Genomic DNA, 13,059 nt, shown 5'->3' with positions numbered 1-13,059 from the left:
ACTCCAGGAGGGGCACCCGTAGCGCGGCGTAAGCGGAGCGCACCCGCGAAGCACCGCAAAGCGGTGCCGAAGGTGCCACCTAAAGTGCTTACAGCACTGATTTCTGATTGTATGCCTTGGCTAAAGCCACTAGCGCATTGAGATCACAGTAAGCTTGCGGCTCCATGATTAGCACTTGGCCCATCAGCACGTTGCGTGCTTCCAGCTTGGCGCGCAGGGCAGTGTCTTCGATCTCTTCGAAGTCGGCATTGTGGGCCAGCGACAGCACGCGGCGGTGCATTTCGATGCCGCAGTAGGCCAGCGCATCTTCACGGATCTCATCCAGCAGCGCGTCGCAGGCGTCGTCGGCGCTGTTGCCCTGCTCTTCGAACAACGCTCTGGGGAACAGAATGCCGGTGCGTTCGGTTTGCCAGAGGTGGCGAAACTCCTCATCGAAGCGGGTAAAGCAATCGGTGATCACTTCTAAAATCCACGCTTGATACTCCTCCAGGTCACCTTCTTTACGGTGGGCGGGCTGGCTAAAGTAGGCCATGAAGAAGTTGGCTACCGCCATGCCCAAGTCGAACGCCATGGGGCCGTATTGAGAAAATTCAGGGTCGATGACCCGCACGCTGGTGTCGGTGGCCATGATGGAACCGGAGTGCAAATCGCCATGCAGCATGGTCTCGGTGTTGGCGGTGAACTTCATCAGCAGCCGCTGTACCTTGGCCTTCAGGCGGGCGTTGCGGCGCAGCTCATCCACCACGGGCGAGAGCTCGGGGGTGTGGCGGTTCATCTCCGCGCCGTAGTAGGGGTCGGTGAACACCAGCGACTCGGTGATCGCGGGAATCGCGACGTTGCCCGAGAACAGCCCCACATCGGCTTTCTTGTCCGGGCTCGCCATGGAAAGCTCCGAGCCGCGAAACGCCGTGCGCGCACAGAATTCACCCAACGTAGCGCCCAGCTTCTCTACCCGTTCGCCGCTGATCAGCTTGCGCCGCAAAATCACGTGCGGATACAGATACTCCATCACGATCAGCGCCTGGGGCTTGTCGAAATGGTACACCTCGGGGGCCACGCCGGGCGCGCGCTTGGCTTGACGCACTAAGGCGTAATATTCGAAATGGGCGCGATAGAGCGGCAGCGGCCAGCTCTCGCCCACCATGCGCACATAGGGCAGTGCCTGCTTGACCACCACGCTGCCGGTGCTGCCTGTCACGATAAACACCAGATTGAGGTTGCCGTCGCCTACTTCACGGATGTGCCACTCGGCGGGGTTGCCACCCACGCGGCTGGCGACTGCCTCCACACCGCCTAGCCGTTGGCCAAGGGTATCCACTGCTAACGCTTGATAAGTCTGCTCGTTTGCCACCGATGATTCCTCACACAAAATGGATGTGTGTTTGTCATACCCCGGCAACGTTGTCAATTCAGTGCAGCATGATGGGGGCGCTACACCACTGGCTGCATCACTTTTTAAAATGCATTTCGCTCAGTACGCTTCTACACACCTCCTCTAACGCTTCGACGCCACCTGTCATGCCGCCAAGCCTATCGCCAACAACGCCAACGCCCGCAATGCGGGGCGTTGGGGCTATTCCATTTACAACACTGGCGTGATCAGCCGCCCGCAAAGGAGGCGTACATAATCACCACCAACACCACCAGCACGATACCGGTAGGCACCGCGCCTTTCCACGGGGTGAGATCGACATCGCCGGAATCTTCCTGCACCCAGTCCGTTGCGCGGGGGCGCAGCTTACCGATCACCAGCATGACCGCCACTAGCAGCACGAACACCGCAGCGACGAAGTGGAACTCGTGCATCACTATGGGCAGCTTGTTGAACGGCGGCACGAAGTAGCCCGCCGCAATCAGCAAACAGCCGCCGACCAGCGCTACTTTCGCGGCCATGGGCGGTACGCGTTTTGTCAGCAGACCCACCAGCACCACGGCAAGAATTGGGATGAAGTAGATCGCGTTCATCTTCTGCAGGTAGCCGAACAGGCTGTCCTGACCCGCCAGCAGCGGCGCAATAATCATGGTGGTAATCGCCATGGTCCAGCCAAACACCTTACCAGACTTCACCACCTGCTCTTCCGTGGCGTCCTTTTTCAGCACGCCTTTGTAGATGCCCAGACTGAAGATCGTCGTGGTGCTGTTCAGCGCAGAGTTAAACGAGGAGAGAATGGCCCCGACCATGACGGCGGCAAAGAAGCCGGTCAGGTAAGGCGGCAGCACGTTGAATACCAGGTGGCCATACGCTTCGTCAGCGCGAATACCCTGGTCGGCATACAGGTGGTAGGCGATGATGCCGGGCAGTACCAGGTACAGCGGCCCTAGCAGCTTTAGAAACCCTGTGAGCAGTACGCCCTTCTGGCCTTCGGCCAGGTTCTTGGCGGCAAAGGTGCGCTGGATGATTTGCTGGTTGGTGGTCCAGTAGAAGAGGTGAAGCAGCAGCACGCCGGTAAAGATAGTCGAGAACGGTACCTGCTGATCTGGCCCGCCCATGGAGTTGAACTTGCTGGGGTCGCTCTCTTTCAAGATGCTCCAGCCTTCCATCACGCCGCTGCCGCCGCTCACCGCCTGTAGGCCAAAGTAAACGATCACGAAGCCGCCAATCAGCAGACCAACCCCGTTTAAAGTGTCAGAAACGGCAACGGTACGCAGGCCGCCAAACAGCGCGTAGACCGCGCCAATCAGACCCACCGCCCATACCGTCGCCCAGAGCAGCACCGTGCTGGAGCCAATGCCGGTCAAGCCCTGTAAATCCAGCATCCCCTGAAGGCCGATGGCGCCAGAGTAGAGAATGATCGGCAGCAGTACCACCGCGTACGCAATCAGGAAAATAACGTTAGCGATCAGTTGAGTGCCTGTATCAAAGCGAATCGCCAGCAGCTGTGGCAGCGTGGCAATGCCGCTTTTCAAAAAGCGCGGCAGGAAGAACAGCGCCAGCGCCACCAGGGCAATCACGGCGATCACTTCCCACGCCATGACGCTCAAACCATCGGTAAACGCGGACCCGTTCAGCCCCACCATCTGCTCGGTGGAGAGGTTGGTCATCAGCATGGACGCTGCGATCAGCGGAAAGGTCAGCGTGCGGCCTGCCAGGAAATAGCCGCTGGTGCTGCGGTGGTCATCACGCCGCGTGATGCGCCATGTGACAAAGGCCACCAGGCCCGTAAAAAACAGAAACGATGCCAGGGTTAGGGCATGCATGAGGGGAAGTCCTTCGAAGCGGTCGCGTCTAAAGCGGTGCCCAACACGGGCACGAAGAGCGGTATCAAGCGATACGACACGGTGAGTTTAGGTAAAAATACCAACCATCGCGGGATTCTAAGCAGGTGACACGTTTCATCTATTAGCCTTTAGTCGCAACAAAAGTCAAAAAATAGGTTTTTTTACTACTTACCGAGCGGCGCGACGAAAGGCGATGGATGATTGCCGCTCTCCGGCTAAGCTATGTCACAATGTCGATTGCTTATTGACCACACGTCATTAACTACAAGGATGCACACCGCCATGTTGCACTACCTACAGGGATTACCGTCTTTCTTCGCCTACCTGCTTGGCGCGCTCGCGCTGCTGGTGGCCTTCATGTACTGCTATAGCCGCCTGACCCCTCACCACGAGTGGGCGCTGATTCGAGCGGGCAATGCGGCGGCCGCCACCGCTTATGGCGGCTCTATCCTGGGTTTCACCCTCCCGCTCTACAGCGCCATGGCCCACTCCATTAGCTATATCGACTTCATTCTGTGGGGCGTGGTGGCCTTCGGCGTGCAGATCGCCACCTTCTTTGGTGTAAAACTGTTCCTGCGTCGTCAGGGCGAGAGCTTGTCTCAGCACATCACCGAAGGTCATCAAGCCTACGGCACGCTGGTGGGCAGCATCTCGATTGCCGTGGGCTTAATTAACGCGGCTTCAATGACCTGGTAACGGAGCGCCATCATGGAAAAGCAGTCTCACCCTACCCACCTGCCACGTCGTAAACGTAGCGCACGCCTATCGCTTGCGATGATGGGAGCGAGCGCCTTTGGCTTAACTGCCTGTACCCAGCCAGCAGAAGATGAGCACTTAACCGATGTGCGCTTTGATGAGCCGCAAAGCTTTCAAAGCGTAGAGGATTGCGTCGCAGCCAACGTCTACACCCGCAGCGCCTGCGAAGACGCCTACGAGGCCTCGTTGGCGTCCGTCCCCCGCTTCGACACCCTAGAAGCCTGCGAAGCCGAACACGGCGAAGGCGCCTGCGCAGCCCCCACCGATGAGCAAGCCCAGGCCGCAGGCGGCGGCAGTTGGTTCATGCCTGCCATGATGGGCTATATGGTCGGTAACATGCTGGCGAATACCAGCCGAGGGCGCTCGTTTGAGCGCGTGTATCAAGAGCCGGTCTACCGCAACCGCCAAAACCAGGGCAACTGGAATGCTGCGGCCAGCCAGGCGACGCAACGGGTCAATCAGCGTAACGAGGCCCTGCGCAGCTCGGTGGTGCAAAACCGCCAAGCCACGACACGTCGCGGTTTGGGCACACGATCGGCCTCTTGGGGTTCCTAGCGTTTTGGGGTATTGACCACCGTTTGGGAGCTACCATGCTGCGCATCAACGTCTCTGAACGCCCGCAATGGAAAACCCTGGCCAAAGAGCTGGGGTTTCATTTCCATACCATTGATGGCGAACCCTACTGGAAAGAGGACGCCTACTACCAGTTCACCCTGGAGCAGGTGGAGCAAGAGATCGAAGCACCCACCGAAGCCCTGCACGAGATGTGTATGGAGCTGGTGGATAAGGTCTGTCACTCCAATGCCTTAATGCAGCGCCTCGCAATCCCCGAGCATATGTGGGACCTCATCCACCACTCCTGGCGCAGCGGGCAACCGCCCCTCTATGGGCGAATGGACTTTGCCTATTCAGGTAACGGCCCCGCCAAGCTGTTAGAGCTGAATTACGATACGCCCACCTCGCTCTATGAAGCGGGCTTTTTCCAGTGGGTATGGCTGGAGCAGGCGATTGAGCAAGGCATCCTGCCCCGCCACGCCGACCAGTACAACTCGATTCAAGAACGCCTGCTTAATGCTATGGCGCATCTGGGCGACCGCTTGGAAAACCGCACCCTCTACTTCTCCTGTGTAAAAGGCAGCGACGAGGAGCGCGCCACCGTCAGCTACTTGCAGGATATCGCTCTACAAGCAGGCTTACAGGCACCGTTTATCTACATCGAAGACATTGGCGTGGCCCCAGGAGTCGAGCACTTTGTCGATTTGGACGAGCAGCCGATTACCGCCCTGTTCAAGCTCTATCCGTGGGAAGAGATGGCGATAGAAGCGTTTGGCGAGGCGGTCACGCAACTCAACACCTACTGGTTCGAGCCACCCTGGAAAGCCGTACTCTCCAATAAAGGGATTCTGCCGCTGCTGTGGGAAGAGTTTGAAGGGCACCCGAATCTGCTACCAGCGTATTTTGAAAAAGATAGTCACTCGCCGCTGGAAGCAGGCTGGGTGCGCAAGCCGTTTTTCTCACGGGAAGGGAGCAACATCAGTTTGATAACGCCCAGCGGCCAGCAAGAGAGCGTGGGCGGGCCTTACACTGATAACCCGTGGATACGCCAGGCGTACCACCCACTGCCGCGCTTTGGCGACATGCACGCGCTGATTGGCAGTTGGGTAGTGGGCGACCGCGCCTGCGGCATGGGCATTCGCGAAGACGTGGGACGTATTACCAAGGATACGTCGTGTTTTATTCCCCATGCCATTATTTAGTTGCTCGATCATTCTTTTTTCTAGCAACCGATTAAGTGCCTTTTCAAAATTAATCGCGTGATTAGTTCGTAACCACCGAGTAAGCGGTGTACCTCTTCACATAGAGCACGTTACGCCCCTACGTCAGCGCTTTGTGGCAACCTAGTGACGAGCAGCGTGCCACGGCCCTCTTGGACCCTGATGCCCTGTTTCACGCCTATCAAAAGGGGCTTGGTTAGGCCGTGAGCTATGTCGCCTGCGTATGCTTTCAAGCTAGCGGCCACCGTGTGGCCTTAGAAGCGCGCTATATTCAACGCATCGATAGTACGCCCACTCATCATCGACACATCGCTGCCGATGCGCTACTGCTTAATCAGCCTAGCCACCCAACGCGCTGGCTGCCCGCTCCCGCCATCCGGCGCTGTGCGGCATCACCCTGGAAGGGGAGCAGCTCACTCTGCTCCTAAACGGAGCTCGGCTAAGCCCACCTTCCGAGGCAAGTTCAACCCACCATCCATAAGCAGCGCACTTGGCTACCTTTCTCCACCTGGCTATGCGGATCAATCACCGCCAGCGCATCGGCCGCAATGCAGGAAGAGAGCACCGCTGAGTTTTGATCATCAAAGGCATCGGCCTCAATGCCCTCGGGCGTAAAGCGCAGCGCCACCCGCATATAGTGCTGGCGCGGGCCGGTGTCGGTGGTAAAGGTCGCGGTGGCGGTTAGGCACGGAAGCTCCGCCAGCGCAGGGCAGCCCAGTAGTGCCCCCATCAGTGGGCGTAGAAATAGCCACGCGCCCACAAACCCCGACACCGGGTTACCCGGCAGCCCCACAAACCGAGCATGACTGCCATCGTCGCGGGGCAAGCGACCCAGCGCTAGCGGCTTGCCAGGACGAATCGCCAGCTTCCACATATCGAGCTGCCCAAGAGACTCCAGCGCCGCTTTGACGTGGTCCTCCTCCCCGACGCTGACGCCACCGGTGCTCACCACTACATCGGCCTCGGCAGCGGCGTGGTTCAACAGCGCCACGGTTTGGGCGTAGTCATCAGGCACGCTCACCAACTGCACCACCTCGGCCCCGAACGTCTCCAGCAGCCGCTTGAGCATTGGGCGGTTGGAGTTATACAGCTGACCCGGTTTTAACGGTGTGCCGGGGTCGACGATCTCATCACCTGTGGAAAGCAGCGCCACCCGGGGGCGACGACGTACGCGAACCTCGGTGATGCCCTGCCCCGCCAAATGCCCTAACGCGGCGGCTTCCAAGCGTTCGCCAGCATTGAGCAGCACATCGCCTTGGCGCACGTCGCGGCCCTGCAGGCGAACGTTGTCTCCTTCAGGCACGTCCACGGGGATGAGCGCCTCGCCGTTCTCCTCAGCCACCCGCTCCTGCATCACCACGCAGTCGGCACCTGGCGGAATCTGCCCGCCGGTAAAGATTCGTGCGCAGGTGCCCACCGCCAATGGCCGTGCCGTACTGCCCGCGGCAATCCGCTGGCTAACCGGCAGCCGCTTACCCGCATCCATAGCACGCAGCGCGTAGCCATCCATTGCGCTGTTATCGAACGGCGGCACATCCAGCGTGGCCGTCACCGGTTCGGCCAGCACGCGGCCAGCGGCGCCATCCAGCGCCACCTGCTCGGTGGAGAGCGGTGCAACATCGGCCAGCAGCGCCTCAAGCGCCGCTTCAATCGGCTGTAACTCAGCCATGCTGCCCCCGACCGGGAATCACCAGATTGGCAAAGTTGCAGGGCTTATGGCGGCTATCGAGCTGTTCGGCCAGAATGCCATCCCAGCCGGTACGGCACGCACCGGTAGAGCCCGGCAAACAGAACACCACCGTGGCGTTAGCGAAGCCACCCAATGCGCGACTCTGGATCGTGGAGCTGCCGATCTCATCGCCGCTGAGCTGGCGAAAACGCTCACCAAAACCTTCGATACGTTTATCCAGCAGCACCGAGACCGCTTCGGGGGTGGAGTCGCGCCCGGTAAACCCTGTGCCGCCCGTGGTTAGCACCACCTGCACGCCGGGGTCGGCAATCCACTGCGCTACCACCGCACGGATCTGGTAAACGTCATCCGGTACGATCCGCTTATCCGCCAAACGGTGCCCCGCCTCAGTTAGCCGCTGCACCAGCGACTGCCCCGAGCGGTCGGTCTCTTCCGTCCGCGTATCGGAGACGGTGAGCACCGCAATGTTCAGCGCTTCCATGGCATCCATGGCGCTACTCCTTGTGCTCGTTGGGGGAGGCGTTGGCCTTTTTCTTGGCTTGGCGCGCTTCAAGAGCAGCCAGCTGTTCCGGCGTTGCCTCACCCTGGTGATTGGCTTTCCACTCGCTGTAGGGCATGCCGTAGACGTACTCGCGGGCGGCGTCCAGCTCAAGCTCGGTGCCGCGCTCATCGGCGGCGGTCACCAGCCACTTGGAGAGGCAGTTACGGCAGAAATCCGCCAGAATCATCAGGTCGATGTTCTGCACATCTTTATTGTCGTCCAGATGCTTAAGCAAGCGCCGAAAGGCGGCGGCTTCCAGCTCAGTGCGGGTGGTGGCATCCAGTTCGTCAAATGTCGCCATGGTGATTCCTCTTTCAAAAGTCATTGGAGTGCAGCATAACAAAAGACACCGCCCGAAGGCGGTGTCGAAGGGCGTTCACGTCCACTTATCTCGACGGCGTGACTCAGCTTGGCTTGGCTGCTGAAGGCTCACCGCTGCCGCCCGCTTTACGCGCGGCCAGTTCCTCTTCACTAACGGTCTGATCTTTAACCGCTTCATACCACAGGTTGTGGTGTTCTTTAGCCCAGGTTTCATCCACGTAGCCGGTGGTCATGCCTTCCAGCGCGCCTTCCGTACCTAATGTGCCGATGTAGATATGGCCCAGCGAGACGGCGGTCAAGCCCAGCGCGCCCACGGCGTGGATGATGTTGGCCCACTGCATGGTGTCGCGGCCCTGGTCAAAGTTGGGGAAGTCGAGCACGAAGCCACTCGCCACCACCAAAATGCCTACCGACGCTAGCAGCCAGTACCAGGCTTTTTCGCCACCGTTGGCAAAACCAGCATCTACATGGCCTTTGCCAATCATACCGCCGCCCTTTTTGAACCATACCCAGTCGTGCTTCTTGGGAATGTTCTCTTTGATCAGGCTAATCAGCATGATGACCAGCAGCACGCCAAAAATCGGCCCCAGATAGTTGTGCAGCACTTTAGAAGCCGCAATCATCCAGGCCCATACCGCATCACCAAACAGCGTACGGAACACGAACTTGCCTAACAGCAGGTTAAGCCCGGTCAGCGCCAGCGTGATGAACAGCGTCGCCACGGTCCAGTGCAGCGCGCGCATTAGCAGCGACCAGCGCAAGAGCTTGCGGCCCGTGCGCGGCTCTTCCAGGTATTTACGGCCAACGATGAAGTAAAACAGCGCAATCATCGCGGCCATGCCGCCGATGGCGATCAAGCCAAACGGCGATACCCAGCGATTGCGCAGTATCCGCCACGTTTCGCCGCTGGCGTTGATCAGGTTGTAGTTACTCTCGTGCCGGGAGTCACGGTAGTTCGGTCCCGTCTCGCCACTGCGTACTTGGCGCCACTGATCCGCCGTGATGCCGGGGGCGGCGGTGGTCATTTCGCGATCCGGGTCGGCTTGCGCCACGGCCATGTGGGTGACCCCCAAACTCGCAACCAACAGCACCAGCATTAGGCATAGACGCCAGCCACGCTGTAGCCAGCTAGCGGTGCCGCTAGGTGCCCGTGAGGGCACCTTTGTCATGGTCAACGTTGTCATGACACGCCTCCTTACCCTTTGCGGGCAGCATCATAGGCAAGGTTGTCAGTGCTAGCCTGAGGATTGTTCGACCACGCACCATCTTTATGGCCACGGTGTACCACGCGCTGGCGGAAGATATCGGCAACATCTTGAGCATCACCAGCCAGTAGCGCTTTAGTGGAGCACATCTCAGCACATAGCGGCAGTTTGCCTTCCGCGATGCGGTTGGAGCCGTACTTCTGGTACTCCTCTTCTTTGGTTTCCGCAGGGCCACCGGCACAGAAGGTGCACTTGTCCATCTTGCCGCGCTCGCCAAAGGCGTTCTGCTGGGGGAACTGCGGCGCGCCGAAGGGGCAGGCGTATAGGCAGTAACCACAGCCGATGCAGAGGTCTTTATCGTGCAGCACGATGCCATCGTCGGTTTTGTAGAAGCAGTCGGTAGGGCAAACCGCCATACAAGGGGCATCATCACAGTGCATACAGGCAACGGAAATGGACATTTCATCCGCTTCGCCGTCGTTCAGAGTCACTACTCGGCGGCGCTGGATGCCCCACTCGACGTCGTTGGCGTTCTTACAGGCGGTGACGCAGCCGTTGCACTCGATGCAGCGCTCGGCGTCACACATAAATTTCATTTGAGCCATGGTGTTCTCCTCTTGCCGGTGCGGACATTGCCGCATCGGCCTGCTATCTGGTCGGGTCGCGCGTTATCGATCAAGCGCGCTCAATACGACAAATGGTGCACTTGGTCTCTTGCATCAGTGTCACCGGGTCGTAGCCGTAAGTGGTCGCCGTGTTGGCTGCCTCGCCCTGAACATAGGGCGCCGTGCCTTCCGGGTAGCGATCATGCAGGTTCTCGCCCTGGAAGATGCCGCCAAAGTGGAACGGCATGAAGGCCACCTTGCGATCCACCCTGGGGGTGACCAGGGCTTTCACCTTGACGCGGCCGCCCTCGGCGCCTTCGACCCAGACATCGTCACCGTCACGTACGCCGATATCGTTGGCGTCGGCAGGGTTCATCTCGACGAACATTTCCTGTTGCAGCTCCGCCAGCCACGACATGGAGCGGGTTTCTTCGCCGCCGCCTTCGTACTCGACCAAACGACCTGAGGTCAGAATGATCGGGTAGTCCGCGCTGTTGTCGCGCTCCTGGATGGTTCGATAGAGCGTGGGCAGACGCATGATGGAGTCAAAGTCGTCCCATGTGGGGTAACGCTCCACCAAATCACGGCGGGTGGTGTAGAGCGGCTCGCGGTGCTTCGGCACCGCATCTGGGAAAGTCCACACCACGGCGCGGGCTTTGGCATTACCGTAGGGCGCACAGCCATGCTCAATGGCGACGCGCTGGATACCACCGGAGAGGTCAGTCTTCCAGTTCTGCCCTTCTGCGGCGGCTTTCTCTTCCGGGGTAAGGTCATCCCACCAGCCCAGGTCTTTCAGCAACTGGTCGTTGAACTCCGGATAACCGTCGTCGATGTCGCCGCCTACCGGGGCCGAGCCTTCGGCCAGCAGGTTGACGCCGTTACGCTCGATGCCAAAGCGGGCGCGGAAGCCCATGCCGCCCTCCATCACGGGCACGCTGGTATCGTAGAGGTTCGGGGAGCCCGGGTGACGGAATTCCGGGGTGCCCCAGCAAGGCCACGGCAAACCGTAGTAGTCGCCATCGGCAGGGCCGCCCTGGGCACGCAGGTTCTCAAAACTGAAGGTGTGCCAGTTTTGCTGGTGCTCTTTCAAGCGCTCTGGGCTTTGGCCGGTGTAACCGACGGTCCACATACCTCTGTTAATTTCACGCAGAATATCTTCGATCAGCGGCTCGTCGCCGTTCATTTCATAGTTCTTGACCAGCTCATTACCGAAGCCCAGCTTGCGGGCAAACAGGTACATGATTTCATGGTCGGGCTTGGACTCGAACAGCGGTTCGATGACTTGGTCACGCCACTGAATCGAGCGGTTGGTGGCAGTCACACTACCGGTGGTTTCAAACTGCGTGGCAGCGGGCAGCAGGTAGACGCCGTCGGTGCGGTCGTGCATGACGGACGCGACAGTGGGATAAGGGTCGACGATGACCATCATCTCCAGTTTCTGCATCGCCTTTTGCATTTCAACGCCGCGGGTTTGCGAGTTGACCGCGTGGCCCCAGTAGAACATCGCTTTCAGCGCGGTGCGCTGGGAGATGTTTTCGTCCTCTTCCAGCACGCCATCTACCCAACGGGAGACGGTAATACCGCTGGAGTACATGGGCTTGCCGTCGGCGTACTCGGTGTCGTCGAAGCGGCCTTTCAGCCACTCGTAGTCTACGTCCCACACATTGGCCCAGTGCTGCCAAGCGCCTTCTGCTAAGCCGTAGTAGCCCGGCAGTGAATCAGACCCCAGGCCCAAATCGGTGGCACCCTGTACGTTGTCGTGACCACGCAGGATGTTGGCACCGCCGCCAGACTTGCCGATGTTGCCCAGTGCCAGCTCCAGGATGCAGTAGGCGCGGGTGTTGTTGTTGCCGGTGGTGTGCTGAGTACCGCCCATACACCACACCACGCAGCCAGGACGATTGTCGGCCAGACGCTTGGCCACGTCGAACATCTCTGCTTCGGGCACGCCGGTAATGTCTTCGACGACGCTGGGTGGGAACTGGGCGACTTCGGCCCGCACGTCGTCCATGCCGTACACGCGCTGGTTGATGTACTCGCTATCTTCCCAGCCGTTTTCGAAGATGTGCCACAGCAAGCCCCAGATGTAGGCCACGTCAGAACCGGGGCGAATGCGCACGTACTTGTTGGCTTTAGCAGCGGTGCGGGTAAAGCGCGGGTCCGCGACGATGATGTCGCAGTTGTTGCGCTCCTTGGCGATCAAAATGTGCTGCATGGCCACCGGGTGGGCTTCACTGGGGTTGGAGCCAATGAAGAGCATCGATTTGCTGTTATGCATATCGTTGAGCGAGTTGGTCATCGCTCCGTAACCCCAGGTATTCGCAACGCCCGCCACAGTGGTGGAGTGGCAAATACGCGCCTGGTGATCGGTGTTGTTGGTGCCCCACATGGAGGCGAGCTTGCGCATCAGGTACGCCTGCTCGTTACTGAACTTGGCCGACCCCAGCCAGTAAACGCTGTCGGGGCCGTGGGCGTCGCGCAGTTCCAGCAGCTTGTCGCCAATCTCATTGACGGCGTCGTCCCAGCTCAGGCGCTGCCATTCACCGGCGACCAGTTTCATCGGGTACTTCAGGCGGCGAGTGGAGTGGCCGTGCTGGCGGAGCGACGCACCTTTGGCACAGTGAGCGCCACGGTTGATCGGGTGGTCGAAGGCGGGCTCTTGCTTGGTCCAGATGCCCTCTTGAACCTCGGCATACACACCGCAGCCCACCGAGCAGTGGGAGCAGATGGTGCGCTTCGTTTCTACCGGGGAGTCGAGCACCGGCGTTTTATCAGCCGCTTCAGTGCGCTGCATCATCGGCGCGCCCATAAAGCCTGCCGCAGCCACCCCACCGGTGGCTACACCCGTGCGCTTTAGGAACTGACGACGGGAAATACCCAACCCAGTGGTAGCGGGGGTGTTCGTTTTGCGAGTTAGACGCATGGCAAATCTCCTGGCAGTTCGCCG

Annotated in this window: 12 protein-coding genes; 4 read left to right on the top strand and 8 right to left on the bottom strand. The window is 59.6% G+C overall.

Translation table 11 applies throughout. The annotated features are described in order from the left end of the window. Nucleotides 1–88 precede the first annotated feature (88 nt). Both mtnK and BMY49_RS06730 read right to left on the bottom strand, forming a co-directional pair. Complete coding sequence (gene mtnK / locus BMY49_RS06735; protein WP_089675240.1) at nt 89–1,351, bottom strand: S-methyl-5-thioribose kinase; 1,263 nt, start codon at nt 1,349–1,351, stop codon at nt 89–91. A 248-nt stretch (nt 1,352–1,599) separates the two neighbouring features. After that, a complete protein-coding gene (locus tag BMY49_RS06730; RefSeq protein WP_044630034.1) occupies nt 1,600–3,198 on the bottom strand; it encodes a solute:sodium symporter family transporter in 1,599 nt (532 codons plus the stop codon). 303 nt (nt 3,199–3,501) lie between these two features. Between BMY49_RS06730 and BMY49_RS06725 the strand changes: the two genes are divergently transcribed. The 4 genes from BMY49_RS06725 (at nt 3,502) to BMY49_RS17395 (ending at nt 6,178) form a co-directional block, all read left to right on the top strand. Continuing rightward, complete coding sequence (locus BMY49_RS06725) at nt 3,502–3,915, top strand: DUF350 domain-containing protein (RefSeq protein ID WP_062360914.1); 414 nt, start codon at nt 3,502–3,504, stop codon at nt 3,913–3,915. A gap of 12 nt (nt 3,916–3,927) precedes the next feature. Next, complete coding sequence (locus tag BMY49_RS06720) at nt 3,928–4,530, top strand: DUF1190 domain-containing protein (protein ID WP_062372832.1); 603 nt, start codon at nt 3,928–3,930, stop codon at nt 4,528–4,530. 35 nt (nt 4,531–4,565) lie between these two features. Next, nucleotides 4,566–5,732, top strand: coding sequence for a glutathionylspermidine synthase family protein (locus BMY49_RS06715; RefSeq protein WP_089675239.1), 1,167 nt, complete (start codon nt 4,566–4,568; stop codon nt 5,730–5,732). 266 nt (nt 5,733–5,998) lie between these two features. Next, nucleotides 5,999–6,178: a hypothetical protein gene (locus BMY49_RS17395; RefSeq protein WP_167359358.1), complete on the top strand. Its 180-nt coding sequence runs from the start codon at nt 5,999–6,001 to the stop codon at nt 6,176–6,178. Between the two features lie 35 nt (nt 6,179–6,213). Here BMY49_RS17395 and BMY49_RS06705 read toward each other — a convergent pair whose 3' ends face one another. The 6 genes from BMY49_RS06705 to BMY49_RS06680 all read right to left on the bottom strand — a co-directional run bounded on the left by BMY49_RS06705 (nt 6,214) and on the right by BMY49_RS06680 (nt 13,035). Continuing rightward, complete coding sequence (locus BMY49_RS06705; RefSeq protein ID WP_089675238.1) at nt 6,214–7,419, bottom strand: molybdopterin molybdotransferase MoeA; 1,206 nt, start codon at nt 7,417–7,419, stop codon at nt 6,214–6,216. Beyond that, on the bottom strand, nt 7,412–7,930 hold the full coding sequence (gene moaB / locus BMY49_RS06700; protein ID WP_016915144.1) for a molybdenum cofactor biosynthesis protein B: 519 nt from the start codon (nt 7,928–7,930) through the stop codon (nt 7,412–7,414). Before moaB ends, BMY49_RS06705 begins: the two co-directional genes overlap by 8 nt. A gap of 4 nt (nt 7,931–7,934) precedes the next feature. Next, complete coding sequence (locus tag BMY49_RS06695) at nt 7,935–8,282, bottom strand: DUF1244 domain-containing protein (protein WP_062372825.1); 348 nt, start codon at nt 8,280–8,282, stop codon at nt 7,935–7,937. 103 nt (nt 8,283–8,385) lie between these two features. After that, nucleotides 8,386–9,486, bottom strand: coding sequence for a formate dehydrogenase subunit gamma (locus BMY49_RS06690; RefSeq protein ID WP_208596177.1), 1,101 nt, complete (start codon nt 9,484–9,486; stop codon nt 8,386–8,388). Between the two features lie 11 nt (nt 9,487–9,497). Further along, a complete protein-coding gene (fdh3B, locus tag BMY49_RS06685) occupies nt 9,498–10,112 on the bottom strand; it encodes a formate dehydrogenase FDH3 subunit beta (protein ID WP_074211440.1) in 615 nt (204 codons plus the stop codon). Nucleotides 10,113–10,182: 70 nt separating this feature from the next. Continuing rightward, on the bottom strand, nt 10,183–13,035 hold the full coding sequence (locus BMY49_RS06680) for a molybdopterin-dependent oxidoreductase (RefSeq protein WP_089675237.1): 2,853 nt from the start codon (nt 13,033–13,035) through the stop codon (nt 10,183–10,185). Nucleotides 13,036–13,059 lie beyond the last annotated feature (24 nt).

The organism is Vreelandella aquamarina, assembly GCF_900110265.1.
GTDB classification, from domain to species: Bacteria; Pseudomonadota; Gammaproteobacteria; order Pseudomonadales; family Halomonadaceae; genus Vreelandella; species Vreelandella aquamarina.
This window is presented reverse-complemented; position numbering and strand designations above follow the sequence as displayed.